This is a genomic window from uncultured Methanobrevibacter sp., from assembly GCF_900314615.1.
GTDB lineage: Archaea > Methanobacteriota > Methanobacteria > Methanobacteriales > Methanobacteriaceae > Methanocatella.
In genome coordinates, this window is sequence record NZ_OMWA01000011.1 from 38,341 (window position 1) to 56,489 (window position 18,149).

Genomic DNA, 18,149 nt, shown 5'->3' on the forward strand with positions numbered 1-18,149 from the left:
TTAAATGGAATTTAAAGAATATTTCAATTTAATTTATATTGTAATAGTTTTATGTGTTATTCTGATAATTTATTTTTCGATGAATGCTGGTTTTTTGTTCATCGAAATTTATCATAATGAAACATTGACTATTCAATCAAAACTAGACACGGTAAGTATCTATTCAAGTTTGATTGTAGTTTTAGTTTCTATCATTAGCATATCTATAACCACCAAATATGCAAGGGATTCTTTAAATCAAACCAATGAATTAATCGAAGAGAATAAAAAGGATTTATTCATACAATTAAGGTTTGATGGGACAAAAAGGGGTGTTGATAAATTAATTAAGTATTTAGAATCTACATTTGGTGTTTATAATCAGTTAGTTAATTTATATAATTCAGATAATCCTGAAAAGGATAAATATTTATCGCCTAGAGCTTTTTTAGTATTGCAATATGTAAATATAATTTCTAATGAGGAACTGTTATTCGAATTGCCGGATTCTTTGAAAACAAATATTGAATCCGGATTTATAAATTTTAATGATGAATCTATATTAACTAGAATCTATGATTACTCAAATTTCAATGAATTATTGAAAAAATACGGGTTTGTCGATGATTATCATAAATATTTTTCTATTATCACTTCTAAAAACCCGCCTACTAAGGTAATTCAAAATTATATTTCTTATCAAAGTTGTATCAATGAATTTAACGCTGAAAAAGATTATGAACTGCAAGAATCTGTTTTTAGATATTACTATGGTTTTAAGAAAATTACTGTTGAAGATTTTTATAATTTTTATGTAGATATTTATAATGACTTAAAATTTCATACTACTGAAGAATTAATTCTAAGGGATTTTAAGTTTTAACAAAGTATAAAATAATGGTTGCAATTTTAAAAAAGTGGTAGGTTACTGATTGTAATCTACGATACTTCCACCATCAAACAAAGTTAATGTTTTGTTCATTTACAGAAAATAAACTTCGTTTTATCATTAATTTTAATGAATCTTATTGTTTCTGCTTTAATGACTATATAACCAGACTAACAAAGCCCAATATTAACATGAATAAAAAATATTAAAATTTTAATACATTGGCCGACTTTCTTCAAACAAGGAATTTTTGTATGAATCTCGTAGACTACAATCAGAATACTTCACATCTCAATAATTTCAATGTTAAAAATCATCTCTACTAAAGCAATGGCTTTAGCCGATTTATATAAACTGACATCCATACCTTTAACCACCCAATAAAAGGTGATTAAAGTGGTTTGTAAATCTAAATTAAATGAAGAATATCAATTAAATTACTCTTCAAAGACTGTCTTTGAATGTTTAAAAGAATCTCTGCCCAAAACTAAAATCGTAAGGGCTTATCCCAGAATAGTTGAAATCAATGATGCTGATATGGTGATTGACTGTATGACTCCAGGCTATAAAACCAAGATAACTGTAGTTCCGCTGTCTGATGATAAATCAACCGTAAAATTCTTTTTAAAATCTGCATCTCCCGGCCAGATTATAGATTTGTGGAACAGAAACAAAAAGAATGTAAAAGCAATCCTTGAACAACTCACAGCAGATCTCGAATCAAATAATTAATGATGTCCTATGAATATCAGAGCAATTTTGGAGATCTTTTTCGGCATATGTTTTTTTGTTGTTGCAAGCTTTCAGCAAAGCCCTTTAAATTTTTTCACTGCAGTTGTAGGGCTGATTGTTTTAATCAACGGAATCTATATTTTGGTTAGGCGAAATTAGCCAAAAAATCTTCAACACCATCACCAGTGTTTTTTTCTGCAATTTTTCATGAAAAATCATCATCAAAAGCGTATCTTTTGCATATTATTGTCTGTAATATACGTTTCTTTTATATATAAAATTTCATGAAAATTGTTCTGAGTTCGTAAAATTGTTTTCACTAAGTAATATTGTTCTTAAATCAAAGAATAAGTTTTTCTAATGTGTTATTCATAATATTGAGTTTTAATAGTTATAAACTCGCTATGTTCAATGGGGTGTATCGATTAAGCGAATAAACCTTATAACTGTTGTTGATGAACCTGTGATGGGGATATGTACTATAAATGTGCTGGGATTATTTATTTTAAAAATAATGGCTTAATCAATCATAATACTAATAAACAAAAGTTATGAAAACTTAAAAATGTTTAAAAAGTATGAATGGTTTGAAAACTGAGTATGGTTCATAGGAGGTGATAATGCTATGGGTGATGAAAAATTGAGATGCATTGCAGCAGTCCTAATGTTTGTGACAGCATTAATTCAACTGCTGAAATGCCTATTATGGGGTTAATTCCCCATAATACTTACTCATATTTTTCTAATCCAATAGTATATAATACTTCCTATAATCTCTTTTAAAAAGGTAGGGTCATGTTCAAAATACTGTTAATAATTATCCAAATTATATTGAGTCTAGCTATAATATATATGGGATACAAGAACCGAGATGGGCTCAGCATATTCATTGGCATCTGCTTGATAGTTATTTCAATATTATAATCTAAAAAAAGGGGAATAATGAAAATACTTGTGGAAAATCTTATGTGGTAATGAGGTATATAATATATACAATAACCAAAGTAAGTTCTTCAAACCAGATTGAAGTTCCCCTATATTTTAGTAAACATTATGGTATTGTTGCAGGTGATGAAATTTCATGGACAAACACAGAATGGGGGGGGATACTATTGAAAATTGAAAAGAAAGTCACTGAAGATGACATAATTGGATTAATAAAAAGTGAATTGCCATACAACTGTGTTGAAATTAAAAAGAGGGGATCAAAAGGATTGAAATGGGATAACTTGAGATTTGCAGATATCTCTTAATATTGCATCATGATTGAAAAGATCAAATCAAATAATGTTGTCCGGTCACTTCAAAAATTAAAATCAGAAGATAAAACAATCTTTGAACCAATGTTGTTTAAAAAATACGATTATTTGATTTAAGGTTGTAACATTTCCAACCCTCAGGTTAATTTTTTTCATACATAATCTAAAAGAGGAAATTATCTCCATCTGCATTAATGAAGTGAATGTGGTTGATGATTAAGCTATTTTTTGGTTGATGATTAATTTTTTTAAATTCCTTAAACTGCTTGTTTTTTAATTATAAGCATTTTAATTCAAAATAAAAAATTGGTGTTGGTTGATGATTAAGGTTGATGATTAGTGTTTTGAAAAATTCATGCTAATGTATATTTTGTAGTTCTGCCTCTTCCAGTACTTTTTATTAACTTTTTATTTTTTAATTTTTGAATAATCTTATAACTGGCCTGCGGAGAGATATTCAACATCTTTTGGATATCTTTGTTCTGAATAATTTCTTTTTCTTCAAGAAGGTTTAATACTGAAATTTCATTTGGAGTCAATTCGATGGTTCTGTCATATCTTGATGTGATTTTGGACAGATTTAATACTTCTGATTTGACTTGATCAATTGAATATAATACTCCCTGACAAAAATATTCTAACCAGTTTGTTAAATCGTTGTTTTTGTCTGCACTGTTCAGCGCAGCAGTGTATGCCTGTCTGTCCTGATTGTAATATTCATCTAAAGTGAAATAGTTATTGATGTTAAATCTGTGGATGGATAAGATTAATGTTGCCATTAGTCTGCTGGTACGGCCGTTCCCATCAATGAACGGGTGGATGCGCACTAATTCATAATGGAGAATTCCTGCGATGATGACGGGATACAGTTCAGCTGTTGAATTGTTCAGCCAGTCCAATAATTCGTCAATTAGGTAGGGTACTTTGTATGAGTCCGGGGGCACATAATTTACCTCTCCGGTATGGGGATTGCCAATGACTACTGGAGTATCTCTGAATTTGCCTTCATATTTGCAATCTCTTAACAAGTCTTTTGTCAAATCCTTATGCACAGACAAAATTGTGTCTTTTGTAATGATTTCATCGGAATAGTCATTTAAATGATTCAATACATTGAAATAATTCAATACTTCCTGTTCTGCTTTTGTAGTTGGTTTTTGATTGTTATTAATTAATGTTTTTACTTCATCTAAATTTAATGGATTTCCTTCAATTGATGTTGAATAGTGTGAAGACTTAATGAGGGCGTCCTGTTTTAATTGAGTATCGTATGATGGGATTATTTTTGTATGGCTAATGACTTCTTTAGCTGAAGCGATTTTTGCAATATAATTAACGATTTTGTTTGTAAAGGTAAATTTTGGTTCATACATAATATCAGCTTATTTTTCTTAATTGTTACTATGTATATGGTTGATGATTAAGTTATTTTTTGGTTGATGATTAATTTTTTTAAATTCTTTAAACTGCTTGTTTTTTAATTTTAAGCATTTTAATTCAAAATAAAAAATTGGTGTTGGTTGATGATTAAGGTTGATGATTAGTGTTTTGAATTCACAGTTAAACTCGGCAATTGCATATGCAATTTTCAGGATTGCAAAACACCTAAAATTTCACTGCCCGATATGAAATAAGCTTAAACTTTTATATGCTAGGTTTGATAAACATTACATACAATGAATCGATCTGTTAAAATTTTACTTGTAATGCTTATTTTGCTTGTTGCTTTTGCAGCAATAATAACTTTAACACAAGATAAGGACCCGTTTTTAAATGAAAATACAACAATTCTTGGAAGCAACTCCAACGGTACAGTCTACAAGATGGTGTGCGGAAACAATTCGTCTTCAGATACTGCTATCGTGATACTGGGAGTTCACAGCCTTGAAAGCGGAATTCACAACGCTACCTATGAGGCATTATTGAATTTCACCCATGACAATTCCCTAAATAGAAAATACATTGTTTACTTTATCCAGCTAAACTTCAAGGACAGCGGAATGAACACAAGCGACTATGATACCAACAGACATATGGGTGAGCTTCTGGCACATGACTATATCGTTCCGGACATTGAAAACTATAATCCTTACGTTGTAGTTGACGTTCATGAGATGGAAAGCTACTGGGACCTCCAGAGATATGTGGGAGTCCTTGACAACAAGTCCGATGTGGAAAGGGAGTATGCAAAAGAAATCGGAAGTAACATAAACTATCCTGTGTATCCAATCAGAGGTGGAACTTCACCTGAATGGGTTACAATACCGGTTTCCCAAAAGCATCACAATACAATTCTCTTTGAAACCGCACAAAGCGACACACAGTACAACAAGACTCTCACTGCTATCGAATTGGTCAGGGCCATTGACCGTCTGACAGTCTATTGAACCGTAATGTGATGAAATTCAGTGTTAAAAGCAGAACTATTGGTCGTTAATGTCAAATGAGGTTATTTTGCAAGGGTTTTTTCGACGAAATCCTTGCTGACATTTAGTGTTTCAATTATTTCGTTAATTGTGCATCCGTGGTTTTTAAGGTTGATTATTATTTTTTCATTGTTTTCATTTATTTTGTCTTGTGCGTATTCTTGTGCGTATTCTTCTACATTTTTCATGTTTCCACCTACTATGTTGGTTATTCTTTTTCTTAGCATGAATTTTGTTGATATTATTGGTAGTATTTGTTTTTGGTGAATTGTGTATTGTTCTTTGTGGATTTTGATGTTGGTTTTTTTTGGGAGTCAAGGGATTTCGCAAGTGTTTTTTCGACGAAATCCTTGCTGACATTTAGTGTTTCAATTATTTCGTTTATTGTGAATCCTTTGTTTTTAAGGTTGATTATTATTTTTTCAGTGTATTTATTTAGTTTGTCTTCTGCATAGTCTTGTGCATAGTCTTGTGCGTATTCTTCTACATTTTTCATGTTTCCACCTACTATGTTGGTTATTCTTTTTCTCAGCATGAATTTTGTTGATATTATTGGTAGTATTTGTTTTTGGTGAATTGTGTATTGTTCTTTGTGGATTTTGATGTTGGTTTTTTTTGGGAGTCAAGGGCAAGGGGTTTTTTTGTGATCTTATTTCGCAAGTGTTTTTTCGACGAAATCTCTGCTTCTTCCGGTTATTTTTAATATTTCTTCTATTGTGTGGCCGTGGTTTTTAAGGTTGATTATTATTTTTTCATTGTTTTCATTAACTTTGTCTTTTGCATAGTCTTGTGCGTATTCTTCTACATTTTTCATGTTTCCACCTACTATGTTGGTTATTCTTTTTCTCAGCTTTTTGTCTTTGACGAATTTGTCGCATAGCATCAGGACGATTCCTTTGGCAAATTGTGCAATGTCATTTTTCAATCCTGATATATTGGTAATAAGTTCCGCTGAATCAAGAATGCTGGTTTCTATATCTTTTTCACTTTTCATGAAGCAAAATAAGCTTATCATGAGTAATTCCTTTTCAGTGAAGTGTTCATCATGTTTTATTTTGGTGGTCATCTTATTTATAAGCTTGTCTTTGTCAATACTTTTTAAGGAATGGATATATATCGGAAAGCATGAATCCGGATTGATATTGTACCATTTTGTCTTTTCAAGTTCAACAGTACTTAAAACATGCACTTCAATCGGCTTTTTGGATTTGATTTTGACCTGGTCGATTATTGCGCTGTAGAAGCGAAATCTTCGTTTGTCGTTAACATCCACATAGCTGCTTTGAAATTCTAGAATTATTATTTTTTCTTCCAGCTCAAAAACAAGGTCCGGCTTGTACATTTTGGGATCTACAATTCCGTATTCTGTCTGATGCACTTCCACTATTTTTCCTTTGATATTCATGATTTCTATCAGTTCCTGCCCATATTTCTGGCCTTCAATCTTAAAAATGGTGTCCTCGTGAAATTTCATATGTTTTCACCTCTTTTAAATTTATTATTCTTTAATTTGATTTTTAAAGGTTATAAACCTTTTGATTTAAGTATAAATCAATATTATTAGGTTAATATAATAAAACAAGAACAAATAAATATTTATATGTAATTATAAATAATATTCATCAGAATCAATATTGATTTTTCAGAGGTGTTGGTCTGTCGGGGGATTGAATTGCATTTTCAAGTAAGTGTTTCACAAATGTGTGAGAAAATTTGAGGTTAAATTAGTCATTTCCGAAATTCTTTTATTAAATGATTTACATAAATATTTCCAGTTAAAACAATTTCGGTGAAAAAATGAGTGAAGTATATAGAACTTTTACATCTGAATCCGTAACACAAGGACACCCGGATAAAGTAGCAGACATCGTTTCAGATGCAATTTTGGATGCATACATGGCACAGGACCCTAATTCACACGTAGCATGTGAAACCTGTGTAACTACCGATTTCTGTATGGTATTCGGTGAGATAACATCAGATGCAGACCTTGATAAGGATGATATTGAAAAAATCATAAGAGACACTATTATTGAAATAGGTTACGATAATCCTGATTTGGAATTCGACGGCCACAAATGTGAAGTTGTAAACAGGCTCCACGCACAGTCTCAGGACATCAACCAGGGTGTTGACAGGGGAGATGAAGAAACCGGTGCAGGAGACCAGGGTATGATGTTCGGTTTTGCAACAAACGAAACAGAATCTCTCATGCCGTTCCCGATTGATCTTGCAAGAAAACTTACAAACAAACTTACCGAGTTAAGGGAATCCGGTGAAATCCCATACCTCAGACCTGACGGTAAAGCACAGGTATCAGTCAACTATGATGAGAACGGAAACGTTTTATCACTTGATGCAGTAGTTCTTTCAACCCAGCATGACGAAAGCGTTTCAGACGACCAGGAAAAACTCAAAGAGGACATCAGAGAAAAACTCTTCAAGGCAGTTATTCCTGAAGGACTCATGACTGAAAACACCAAAGAGCACATCAATCCGACAGGTAAATTCGAAATCGGAGGACCTCATGGTGACGCAGGTCTTACCGGACGTAAGATTATTGTAGATACCTACGGAGGTTATGCAAGACACGGTGGAGGAGCATTTTCAGGAAAAGACTGTACCAAAGTGGACAGAAGCGCATGTTACATGGCAAGATATATTGCTAAAAACATTGTAGCTTCAGGGCTTGCTGAGAAATGTGAAATCCAGCTTTCATATGCAATCGGTGTAGCAGAACCTACTTCTGTAATGGTAGATACCTTTGGAACAGGTGTTGAAACCACCAAGAAAATGGAAGAAATCGTACGTGAAAACTTCAAATTGACTCCTGACGGAATTATTGAAACCCTTGACCTCAGACATACAGGATACAAACAGACTGCAAAATACGGTCACTTCGGTATTGAAGGTCTTCCATGGGAGAAAACCGACAAGGTTGACGATTTGAAAAAATATATTAAAGAATAGCTCTTTGAGCTAATTTCTTATTTCTTTTTTTTTAAAATTCTAATGAATTGCTAAATTTTAATCTACATATTACAGTTAAAAAATCTCATTTTTAAATTATAGTCAACTTAAATTTACATTTACTTTTATTATATTAACAGTTGGTCAAAAAAATAGTATAATTATTAATCGTTTCTTTAACTATTTGCACACTAAAAATCATGTGACAAAAATAAAAAATTGGGGGAAATGTCATTTCCACCAGTCAAGTTTTTCCTCGTCAAGCCCTATTGAGCTTGCCTTAAACACGGGATTTTTTCCAGATTTCTTTTGAATTTCATAATCCTTCAGACAGTCAATTGCGGTTTTACCCATAATCGCACATGTTGGAAGGTTGATAAGTGTCATAAGGCCCATTGTAATGTCTGCCATCGCCCATGCAGCATCCATTGGGATTATCGCTCCCACAAATATGATTACGGTAGCCGCCAGGTAAAATATTCTCATGAATCTTTTTGATGGTTTTTGTTTTTTGTTGAGAAATGCCAGGGCGTTGTCCACATAGAAAAGGTTTCCAAGAAGTGTTGTGAATGCAAAAAGAACCATTGCAACGGTAATGTAAACCGGTCCTGCAGTTCCCATAACTGTTGAAAGCGCATTCTGCACATACGGTGCACCTGAAACTGCGGCATCTCTTGCAACTCCTGTTGAAAGACACATTAGTGCGGTAGCTGAACATATGAGAAGTGTATCAATATAAACTGATAAAGTCTGTACAAGTCCCTGTTTTGCAGGGTGTGAAACGCTTGCTGATGCTGATGCGTTTGGAGCTGAACCTACGCCAGCTTCATTTGAAAAGAGTCCTCTTTTAATTCCGTATACGAGACATGACCCTACAAATCCTCCGGCGATTGACTGGAAATCAAAGGCATCCTGGAATATGATCATAATCATTGAAGGAATGTTTGCATAATTGATTAGAATGATTATAGCAGCGATTGCAACATAGATTATTCCCATTACAGGAACGATTGTACCTGTAACCTTAACGATTCTTTTGCCGCCGCCTAAAAGGCAGTATCCGGTCAGTATTGCAAGTATTGCGCCGATAATGATTGGGGTGGTGTTGGCATTGTAAAATGCATAGTCCATAAATGTTGACTGAAGATTGTATGAACATAACAGGTTGAATCCGACTGCGTAGGTTGCAATCAGGAAAATACAAAAAAGAGCAGCAATTTTAGGTTTGTTCAAACCATGTTCGATATAGTATGCCGGACCTCCGTAGAACTGTCCGTTTTCATCTTTTCTTTTGTAAATTTGTGCTAAAGTACTTTCAATGAACGCTGAGGACGCTCCTATGATACACATAAGCCACATCCAGAAGCACGCCCCTGGTCCTCCGAGACATATTGCTGTTGAAACACCGATGATATTTCCGGTACCTACCCGTGAAGCGGTTGATACAAGCATTGCCTGCAGGGAAGATACGGAATCGCTGTCGCCTGAAGGTTCTAAAAGAAGTCTTATTGACTCAAAAAGCATTCGAATCTGCACGCCTCTTGTACGTGCGGTAAAATAAAGGCCTGCTGCAGCCATTACAATAATCAGTAGCGGAAAGTACATAAAGTCATCAATCGTATTTAAAATAAAAACAATATCCAGCATAATTTATCACTTTGTCTTGAATTTTCTCTCTCTATATATTGTTTATATTGGAGTTGATAGTATAATAAACTATACATTATCCTTCAAAACATGAGTAAAGCAAAAAAAGCTTTTAAAATTAAACACGGATAAAAAATTTAAGCAATAAATCTGATTGACTTTCATTAATGTAGTGATTTTTTAAAAAAAGTAAAAAAAAGAGATAATTTAGTCATTTGCTAAATTATCAAAGTATCCCTGAATGAATACGACAGGTGTTCCCTTATCACCGGAACCGCTTGTAAGATCACAAAGTGAACCGATTAAATCAGTCAGTCTTCTAGGTGTAGTTCCTTCTGTAATCATCTGGCCGGTAAGGTCCTTGTCTTTGGTTCTGATTTCCTCTTTGATTGCTTCTTTAAGCTCATCGCCTTTCAAATCAGCAAATTTGTTGTCTGAAACATATTTGAGTTTGATTTCATTAGGTGTTCCGATTAGTCCTGATGTGTGTGCAGGGGATACTACCGGATCTGCCAGTTCCCAGATTTTTCCGACAGGGTCCTTGAATGCTCCGTCACCGTAAACCATAACTTCAATCTGTTTGCCGGTAAGCTCAATCAGTCTTTTTTGAACTTCGTTTACGAGCTCATCGCCTGTTTTCGGGAAGAGTTTGAGTTTTTCTTCGGTTGCCTTGTTTGAACCGAGAAGTCCGTATTCAGGGTTGAATCCTGAATCTCCAACAGGTTCAGTTAAGACCTGGTGCATTCCGTATACGTTTGCTCCAAGGCTTTTGAGCAGTTTTGTGGTTTTTTCTCTTGTGTGAATGTCACAGCTTAAAACATCATTGGTGTAATCGAGAATTGTTTTGACATCGTTTGAAAATACGAATTCAACTTCACAGTCTTCGCTTTCAATAAGTTCACGGTAAAAATCAATCATGTTGATTCCGGTAAACGGATGTATCCATGAACCGAAAGTTTCTTCGTATTCGCTTTCGGAAATAACGCTTGCAAGATTGTATTTACTTTCTTCTAAAATCTCTTCATCTAAAATACCGTTTCCAACTTCATCTGATGGAAATGAGGTTAAAAGAGTAATCTTGTCCATTCCTCTTGCAATACCTTTAAGTACAATAGAAAATCTGTTCCTGCTTAAAATCGGATTGACTACACCGATTTTTTTGGATGGGAATTTTTTCACTAAATCTGCAGCGACATCGTCTACAGTTACGTAATTTCCTTCTGAAATTCCAACAACAGCTTCGGTTATTGCAACAACGTCCTTGTCTCTGAATTCAAATCCTTCGCTTTCCTTTGCAGCCATAAGTGAATCTACAACTATGGTTGCTAAATCATCGTCTTTTTTAATAATTGGTGTTCTTATTCCACGTACTACAGTACCAACACATCTCATTTTTCTTGCTCCTAACTCATAGGTCGGATTAAAATAAGTAACCCAATAACTTTATATCATTCCATATATTTATAGTTAAAGTATGATTTAATGATTTGATTCATCTAAAATTTTAAATATTTTTTAAGACAAATTAATCTTTATCTTATTTTTTGGTGATATTTGATGAAAAATGCTATTATACTTGCGGCAGGCAAATCAAACAAGTTTGCCCCATTTACCTATGAAAAGCCCAAAGGACTTTTTATAGTCAGAAACGAGGTTTTAATCGAAAGACAAATCGAACAGCTCATTGAAGCGGGAATTAAAGATATCTATATCATTGTAGGATACATGAAGGAAAAGTTCTTCTACCTTGAGCAGAAATATCCTCAGGTCAGCCTTATTGTAAACAACACATTCGGAAGATACGGAAATCTCTACTCACTTTTCTCCGCACGCCAGTACCTTTCAGACACTTTCATATGCTGTGCTGATCACTACTTTTTGGAAAACCCCTTTCTTGACGGCAACGATGACAACATATCATACCGTACCTGCGCATATCTTGAAGGAAATTTCAGGGAGTTTTCAGTAGACTATTCAAATTCAGACATTATCACCGGATGCTACATCGGAGGCCGGGACAAGATGGCGATGATCGGACCGGCATACTTTAACAAAAGCTTTTCTGAAGAATTTAGAAAGCTGATGGAGGATGAGATAAACAACTTCGGCGTTGCAAACATGTACTGGGAGGAGTTCTATGCCTCACACATCAGGGATCTGACACTGACTTTAAAGCAGGTTGATCCCTCAAAGCTTCTGGAGTTTGATGATATTGACGATTTAAGGCAGTTTGACTCCGATTTTCTTTTGAATGTGGACTCTGAAATCATCACTAACATCTGCGATACTTTAGATGCCCATCCGAATGAAATAAAAGATATTGAAATCGTACAGGCGGGCCTTACAAACGTATCTTTCAAGTTCTCAATAAAGGACACTCCATACATCTACAGACACCCTGGAGGAACCGCTGACAATCTCATTGACAGGACCTCGGAGCTTTATGTTCAGAGAATGGCAAAAGAAATTGGAATTGATGAGTCAGTAATATATATGGATGAGTCAGGCTGGAAGCTTTCATACTACGTTCAGGGCATTGTCGAGTGCGATTTTATAAAAAACTCAGATCAGCTTGAAAAAGCAATGGAATACATTCACAAAACCCATGAAATTCCGATAACTGATGATGTTAAAGTTTTTGACGATGTGGCTGAAGGTAAAAAGCTCATGAAAATAGCATCAGCAACAAAAGGAAATCTCTTCAGGGAATTTGAAGATATCATCGAAAAAGTCAATGTCCTTGACGGACTCGTCAAGGCAGAACAGGAAAAATACGGAATTGAACCTGTAATTTCACATAATGACGTTTATGAGCCTAACTACATTGCAAATGAAGATAAGCAATTATACCTAATCGACTGGGAATATGCTGGCATAAACGATCCGTTAAATGACATTGCATGCATTATCGCAAGATATGACTACTCGGAAGAGATAAGGGAGATGTTTTTAGAGGCATATTTCGGCCGTGAACTCACTGAAGCCGAACATCGCCATGCAAGAGCCCAGGCAGTTCTGTGTGCATTCTACTGGTTCTGCTGGGGACTTTACAAGGGAAGCGTAGGGGACGATGACGGATTTTTCTTCATGCCGTCCTACAGATATCTCTCAACACACATTGACGAAGCCCTTGAAAGCTATGAGGTGATAAAATGAACATTCCAATAATACTTGCAGGAGGGGTGGGCTCAAGAGTCGGAGCAGACAGGCCAAAACAGTTTATCGAGGTTTTTGAAAAACCGATACTTGTATATACAATTGAAGCGTTTCAGAATCATCCTGAAATTGATGCAATTGAAGTGGTCTGCATAAAAAGCCATATTGATTATTTGAAGGAACTGATAGATGAGTACTCACTTACTAAGGTAAAGTGGATTTGCGAGGGAGGAGAGGACTTCCAGCACTCTGTAATCAACGGAGTCAACAACCTCAAAGGAAAAATCAATGATGATGATATCGTGCTGGTCCACTACGGTGCATCTCCGTTCATTTCAGATGAAATTATCTCAGATGCAATCAGGGTATGCAAAGAGAAGGGAAATTCTGTTCCTGCAATGCCTTCACCGATTTTGATGGGAACCAATGACGGTGATAAATCCACAAAATGGGTTGACAGGGATAAGGTGCTTATGCTTACCTCACCGCAGTGCTTTAACTTTGCATATGTCTGCCAGCTTTATGAAGAGGCAATAGAGAAAGATTTAATTGATAAGGTGGAGCCTCACACAACAACTCTGATGTATGAGATGGGAAGGGAAATCTATCCTTCAAAAACCAATCAGACCAATATCAAGATTACAACTGCTGAAGACATTGATTTATTCAGAGGTTATGTGATGGCGAAAAAGTCGCAGTAGTCACAAATTGTATATAGGATAGTGGATATATAGTTACTTTGGAGGACTGAAACTTGGATTTTAAAATTTCTGTTGTCATGGCTGTTTACAACAAAGAGAAGTATGTAGCTCAGGCAATAGAATCAATCATCAGCCAAACTTTGGATTTTGAAAAAAACATCCAGCTGATTTTAGTAAACGATAAAAGCAGCGACAACACCAGGGATGTTTTAGAAAAATACCAGGCGAAGTATCCTCAAAACATCATTCTCATAAACAATGAAAAGAACATGGGTTCGGCCTATTCCAGAAACCGTGGCCTTAAATACGTTGAAGGAAAATATGTCAACTTCCTTGACAGTGACGATTACATGTCAAAGGACGCATTCAAGACTGCATGTGAGTTTCTGGACAAATATCATGAAGTAAACATCGCATCCATTCCGATTGTCTATGTTGGAGTCAAAAGAGGAGACCATAACCTTAACTTCAAATACCAAAAGGACCAGATTGTAAACGTAATAACTGACCCTGCCTATATACAGCTTTCAGGAGCTTCAGCCTTTTTCCGCTTTGACAAACTTAAGAATTACCATTTCAACGAGAATTTAAGAGTTTCAGAAGACGCCCTAATGATAAATCAGATGCTTATGGAAAATCCACTTTTAGGATTTCTCTCAAAGCCTACATATTACTACAGAAAGGACGGAACCCAGAATTCTCTTATAACCTCATCAGCAAGTACCAGGTCCTATTTTACAACACGTATTGATGAATATTTTCTCAATCTTATAGATTGCGCCAAAGAGAAGCTCGGAAATGTTCCGAAGTTCATCCAGTATGTGCTCATGTATGACCTGCAGTGGATTGTGGAGATAAGAAAAATCGACACACTGCTTTCAGATGAGGAGATGAAAACGCTTTTTGAAAAGATTTTGGAGATTCTCTCATATATCGATGAGGACGTTATATTCAATCAGCGTTCAATTCCGGCAGCTTTAAAGGCTCATGTAATTTCAATGAAACGTCACGGATGGGACTATTTAAATGATAAGAGAAATGCAGTTGACAATTTCAAGCTGAATTCAGTATTTATAGACAACTTTTTCTTTTTAAATGAAAATGAAATCGAAATACAGGGGATTTTAACAGATTTTACTCAAGGCACTGAAATTACAGCAGTTGTTGACGGAGAGGAAATTCCAGTAACTGAGATATTGTATCCTCAGCGTGACAATTATTCCCTGAACTTCAATTACGGATTCAATCACTGCTTTAAAGTCACTGTTCCATATAAGGAGGGTACTGAAATATCATTCAAATCACAGAATACTGACTTAAGCATAAGCTATAATCAGACATCAAGGCTTAATGATGTGTCAGGATATAAGCTTTCAAAAAACAGTATTGCAATCGCTTCAGAAGATAAAATCATTGTTAAGGCCAAATCACTTGCATCCGCATTTGTACTGGAGCTTAAGACAATCAGGAGAATGTTTTCAACACGTTCTCAGGGTTGGGTTACAGGAGTATTTTTAAGATTTCTCAATATAGCCGCATATCCGTTTTTAAGAAACAGGCGCATATGGCTTTTTATGGATTTGCCGAATGCCGCAGGGGATAACGGACTGGAGCTTTTCAGATACGTAAACTCCACAGACTCCAAAGTCAAATCATATTTCGTCCTGGACAGCGCTCCCGAAGAGGACTATGATTATTATGTAGGATCTAGAATGCATAAAATCAGAAGGCTTTTCGGTTTCAATAAAAAATCAGAGCAGTTTCTTGAAATTGAAAAAATAGGCAATGTCCTAGCCTACAGGTCAATAAAGCACAGGCTCTTTGCACTTTTCAGCGAGTTTATAATCACATCTCACCCTGACAATACCATTATCTATCCGTTCTGGGGAAACTATCCTCACCTTTCAGGGCTTATGAAATCAAAGACTGTATTTCTACAGCACGGGGTTACAAAGGATACAGTTTCAGAATGGCTCAATCAATTTGACAAGCCTCTTGCAATGCTTGTAACTGTTTCAGACAGGGAAAAAGAATCTTTCAAAGATCCGACCTACGGGTATTCGCAGGATATCGTAAAGACACTGGGTTTTCCAAGATTTGACAGGCTCGAGGACAATAACAAAAGGGAAATAGTAATAATGCCTTCATGGAGGCGCCAGCTTGACCAGCTTTCAGCATCCGATTTTGTTAAAACAAACTTCTACAAGCTTTTCAATCAGCTTATCACTGATGAAGAGCTTATAAATTATGTTGAAGAGCACGGATATAAACTGGTTTTCAAGCCTCACAGGAATCTTCATAAATTCATAACTGCATTTACAAATCATCCTGACGTCAAATTCGATTTGGACCTTTCAAACTACAGCGATACCTTCAGCAATTCTTCACTTATCGTAACGGACTACTCCTCAATCGCTTTTGACTTTGCATATCTCAAAAAGCCTCTCATATACTACCAGTTCGACAACAACTACCACTTTGATGTTGAAAAAGCATATTTCAGCTATGAAGATGACGGATTCGGACCTGTCGCCAAAAGCCACGATGAGCTTAAACGTCATATCTTTGAGATAATTGACAGGGGATGTGAGATGGATGGGGTTTATCTTAAACGGGTAGATGAATTCTTTAAATACATTGACAAAAACAATTCCAGAAGGGTTTATGAAGAGATTCTCAGACTTGACAACTATTATTAAATATTTCAAAATACTAATTTTAATCATGGAATTTATGGATGTATTACTAAAAAGAAGGTCAACCAGAAAATTCAATGATGAAAAAATCACCAAAGAAGAACTTGATTCAGTTTTGCGCGCAGGACTGCTGGCGCCGTCAAGCATGAACAGAAAACCGATTAATCTTATGGTTGTTGAAAGGAAAGAAACTTTAAAAGAACTTTCCCAGGCAAAAGACCATGGGGCTGAACTTCTTGCAGATGCCGATAAGGCAATTGTGGTTCTTGCAGATACAATGATAAGCGATACCTGGTGTGAGGATTCATCAATTGTTCTGACATACCTGCATTTAATGGCAACCGATTTGAATCTGGCAAGCTGCTGGGTGCAGATACACATGAGAAAGAAAGATGGTGTATATGCGGAGGAAGTTGTAAGGGATATTTTAAAAATTGATGATCATTACAGGATTGCAGGAATTATGGCTCTTGGCCATTCAGATGATATTCCGCAACCTCACAGTCCGGATGACATTGATAAAAACAAGATTCATTTTTTAGTTTAGTCACTTTTACCCCGTGAAAAGTGACATAATCTTTAAATATGGATTTTGATAAACTTTAATTTAACTATTAAAGGAGTTTTTAATATGCACGTAAAAGATTTACTTGATGATTTAGGATTAAGATTAAAATTGCCTCAGCACTGGTTTTCAACAGACATAAGCAACGATTTTGAAGAAGGGGAACTTGTCCAGAACGATGAAATAATCAAAATCGAAGCTCATGGAAAAGACAACAGAAAAGTTATTGTCATTGACGTTAATGATGGAATGAGCGTTGTAACAGTATTTCCCGACGGTAAAGTCATTGGCGTTAAATACTTGAACAACAAGGATGATTTTGAATACATCGGAAAGCCATCTGAGCTTTATTACTGATTTTTTAAAATTAAATTTATAATTTGTGTGGCTGGCGAAATTAAATTACATAATATTTAAATATTTATAAAATATACTTAAAAACAATACAATTAGGAGGATAATACTATGGCTGATAAAAAAGCTCCTGCAGATGGCTGGCCTGTAATCAGTGGCGATTACATTGTTGGGGACCCAGAAAGTCCAGTTGCAGTAACAACTCTTGCTTCACACATCGAAGCAGAACTTTCCGGAGCAGCTATTGCAGGACCATGTAAAACAGAAAACTTAGGTATCGAAAAAGTAGTTGCAAACATCATTTCAAATCCGAACATCCGCTTTCTGATTCTGGCGGGTGCGGAAGTGCAGGGACACATTACCGGTCAGAGTTTCAAGGCGCTTCATGAAAACGGTGCAGATCCTGATAAAAAGAAAATCATCGGAGCAACCGGAGCAATTCCTTTTGTTGAAAACGTTCCTCTCGAAGGTGTTGAAAGATTCCAGCAGCAGCTCGAAATTGTTGATTTGATTGATACTGAAGACATCGGTGCAATCCAGTCCAAAATCAACGAATGCGTTGAAAAGGATCCCGGCGCACTTGAAGCCGAACCGATTGTCATGGAAGTTGATGAAGAAAACGAGAAAATGGTAATTGTCGATAAAAAGAAAAAAGAAAAGAAGGCTGAAGCTTAGGCTTTGGCTTTTTACTATTTTTTTACAGGATGATGTAATATATTTTTCACTAAAATATTTTCTCACTTCGCAGTATTTGTGCCTGTGCACATAATCACTT

Annotated in this window: 16 protein-coding genes and 1 pseudogene; 11 read left to right on the forward strand and 6 right to left on the reverse strand. The window is 35.4% G+C overall.

What is annotated here, in order from left to right; genetic code table 11:
* The first annotated feature begins 4 nt into the window (after positions 1-4).
* The 3 genes from QZN33_RS04725 to QZN33_RS04735 all read left to right on the forward strand — a co-directional run bounded on the left by QZN33_RS04725 (position 5) and on the right by QZN33_RS04735 (position 2,853).
* A complete protein-coding gene (locus QZN33_RS04725; protein WP_296789802.1) occupies positions 5-862 on the forward strand; it encodes a hypothetical protein in 858 nt (285 codons plus the stop codon).
* A gap of 402 nt (positions 863-1,264) precedes the next feature.
* Positions 1,265-1,600 (forward strand): hypothetical protein, encoded by a 336-nt coding sequence (locus tag QZN33_RS04730; RefSeq protein ID WP_296789803.1) that lies wholly within the window; start codon positions 1,265-1,267, stop codon positions 1,598-1,600.
* Between the two features lie 974 nt (positions 1,601-2,574).
* Complete coding sequence (locus QZN33_RS04735) at positions 2,575-2,853, forward strand: hypothetical protein (RefSeq protein WP_296789804.1); 279 nt, start codon at positions 2,575-2,577, stop codon at positions 2,851-2,853.
* Between the two features lie 359 nt (positions 2,854-3,212).
* Here QZN33_RS04735 and QZN33_RS04740 read toward each other — a convergent pair whose 3' ends face one another.
* A complete protein-coding gene (locus QZN33_RS04740; RefSeq protein ID WP_296789805.1) occupies positions 3,213-4,232 on the reverse strand; it encodes a Fic family protein in 1,020 nt (339 codons plus the stop codon).
* 303 nt (positions 4,233-4,535) lie between these two features.
* Between QZN33_RS04740 and QZN33_RS04745 the strand changes: the two genes are divergently transcribed.
* On the forward strand, positions 4,536-5,246 hold the full coding sequence (locus QZN33_RS04745) for a hypothetical protein (protein WP_296789806.1): 711 nt from the start codon (positions 4,536-4,538) through the stop codon (positions 5,244-5,246).
* A gap of 62 nt (positions 5,247-5,308) precedes the next feature.
* Here QZN33_RS04745 and QZN33_RS04750 read toward each other — a convergent pair whose 3' ends face one another.
* The 3 genes from QZN33_RS04750 to QZN33_RS04760 form a co-directional block, all read right to left on the reverse strand.
* Positions 5,309-5,473 (reverse strand): hypothetical protein, encoded by a 165-nt coding sequence (locus tag QZN33_RS04750; protein WP_296789807.1) that lies wholly within the window; start codon positions 5,471-5,473, stop codon positions 5,309-5,311.
* A 53-nt stretch (positions 5,474-5,526) separates the two neighbouring features.
* Positions 5,527-5,781, reverse strand: a complete 255-nt coding sequence (locus QZN33_RS04755; protein ID WP_296789808.1) for a hypothetical protein — start codon at positions 5,779-5,781, stop codon at positions 5,527-5,529.
* Positions 5,782-5,934: 153 nt separating this feature from the next.
* The gene (locus tag QZN33_RS04760) at positions 5,935-6,759 is read right to left on the reverse strand and encodes a hypothetical protein (protein ID WP_296789809.1); all 825 of its coding nucleotides are present in this window, start codon (positions 6,757-6,759) and stop codon (positions 5,935-5,937) included.
* 323 nt (positions 6,760-7,082) lie between these two features.
* Between QZN33_RS04760 and metK the strand changes: the two genes are divergently transcribed.
* On the forward strand, positions 7,083-8,255 hold the full coding sequence (gene metK / locus QZN33_RS04765; protein ID WP_296789810.1) for a methionine adenosyltransferase: 1,173 nt from the start codon (positions 7,083-7,085) through the stop codon (positions 8,253-8,255).
* A gap of 231 nt (positions 8,256-8,486) precedes the next feature.
* Here the strand turns inward: metK and QZN33_RS04770 are convergent, their stop codons facing one another.
* Positions 8,487-9,902, reverse strand: coding sequence for a sodium:alanine symporter family protein (locus QZN33_RS04770; RefSeq protein ID WP_296789811.1), 1,416 nt, complete (start codon positions 9,900-9,902; stop codon positions 8,487-8,489).
* A 207-nt stretch (positions 9,903-10,109) separates the two neighbouring features.
* On the reverse strand, positions 10,110-11,294 hold the full coding sequence (locus QZN33_RS04775; protein ID WP_296789812.1) for a coenzyme F420-0:L-glutamate ligase: 1,185 nt from the start codon (positions 11,292-11,294) through the stop codon (positions 10,110-10,112).
* A 165-nt stretch (positions 11,295-11,459) separates the two neighbouring features.
* On the opposite strand from QZN33_RS04775, the gene QZN33_RS04780 reads away from it, so the two are divergent.
* The 6 genes and pseudogenes from QZN33_RS04780 to mtrA form a co-directional block, all read left to right on the forward strand.
* A complete protein-coding gene (locus tag QZN33_RS04780) occupies positions 11,460-13,058 on the forward strand; it encodes a phosphotransferase (RefSeq protein WP_296789813.1) in 1,599 nt (532 codons plus the stop codon).
* Positions 13,055-13,759, forward strand: coding sequence for an IspD/TarI family cytidylyltransferase (locus tag QZN33_RS04785; protein ID WP_296789814.1), 705 nt, complete (start codon positions 13,055-13,057; stop codon positions 13,757-13,759). Before QZN33_RS04780 ends, QZN33_RS04785 begins: the two co-directional genes overlap by 4 nt.
* Positions 13,760-13,812: 53 nt before the next feature.
* Entirely contained in the window at positions 13,813-16,458 is a 2,646-nt protein-coding gene (locus tag QZN33_RS04790; protein ID WP_296789815.1) for a CDP-glycerol glycerophosphotransferase family protein, read from the forward strand.
* A gap of 25 nt (positions 16,459-16,483) precedes the next feature.
* Entirely contained in the window at positions 16,484-17,002 is a 519-nt protein-coding gene (locus QZN33_RS04795) for a nitroreductase family protein (protein ID WP_296789816.1), read from the forward strand.
* Between the two features lie 84 nt (positions 17,003-17,086).
* A complete protein-coding gene (locus QZN33_RS04800) occupies positions 17,087-17,377 on the forward strand; it encodes a hypothetical protein (protein WP_296789817.1) in 291 nt (96 codons plus the stop codon).
* 108 nt (positions 17,378-17,485) lie between these two features.
* Positions 17,486-18,001, forward strand: a pseudogene (gene mtrA, locus QZN33_RS04805) (tetrahydromethanopterin S-methyltransferase subunit A); the annotation flags it as partial.
* Positions 18,002-18,149 lie beyond the last annotated feature (148 nt).

Excerpts from the sequence above, each read along its gene's own strand:
- QZN33_RS04740 (WP_296789805.1), bottom strand. The coding sequence starts at position 4,232 with ATGTATGAACCAAAATTTACCTTTACAAACAAAATCGTTAATTATATT.
- QZN33_RS04725 (WP_296789802.1), top strand. The coding sequence starts at position 5 with ATGGAATTTAAAGAATATTTCAATTTAATTTATATTGTAATAGTTTTA.
- QZN33_RS04780 (WP_296789813.1), top strand. The coding sequence starts at position 11,460 with ATGAAAAATGCTATTATACTTGCGGCAGGCAAATCAAACAAGTTTGCC.
- QZN33_RS04755 (WP_296789808.1), bottom strand. The coding sequence starts at position 5,781 with ATGAAAAATGTAGAAGAATACGCACAAGACTATGCACAAGACTATGCA.
- QZN33_RS04735 (WP_296789804.1), top strand. The coding sequence starts at position 2,575 with ATGAGGTATATAATATATACAATAACCAAAGTAAGTTCTTCAAACCAG.
- QZN33_RS04785 (WP_296789814.1), top strand. The coding sequence starts at position 13,055 with ATGAACATTCCAATAATACTTGCAGGAGGGGTGGGCTCAAGAGTCGGA.
- QZN33_RS04795 (WP_296789816.1), top strand. The coding sequence starts at position 16,484 with ATGGAATTTATGGATGTATTACTAAAAAGAAGGTCAACCAGAAAATTC.
- QZN33_RS04760 (WP_296789809.1), bottom strand. The coding sequence starts at position 6,759 with ATGAAATTTCACGAGGACACCATTTTTAAGATTGAAGGCCAGAAATAT.
- QZN33_RS04750 (WP_296789807.1), bottom strand. The coding sequence starts at position 5,473 with ATGAAAAATGTAGAAGAATACGCACAAGAATACGCACAAGACAAAATA.
- QZN33_RS04775 (WP_296789812.1), bottom strand. The coding sequence starts at position 11,294 with ATGAGATGTGTTGGTACTGTAGTACGTGGAATAAGAACACCAATTATT.
- metK (WP_296789810.1), top strand. The coding sequence starts at position 7,083 with ATGAGTGAAGTATATAGAACTTTTACATCTGAATCCGTAACACAAGGA.
- QZN33_RS04745 (WP_296789806.1), top strand. The coding sequence starts at position 4,536 with ATGAATCGATCTGTTAAAATTTTACTTGTAATGCTTATTTTGCTTGTT.
- QZN33_RS04770 (WP_296789811.1), bottom strand. The coding sequence starts at position 9,902 with ATGCTGGATATTGTTTTTATTTTAAATACGATTGATGACTTTATGTAC.
- QZN33_RS04800 (WP_296789817.1), top strand. The coding sequence starts at position 17,087 with ATGCACGTAAAAGATTTACTTGATGATTTAGGATTAAGATTAAAATTG.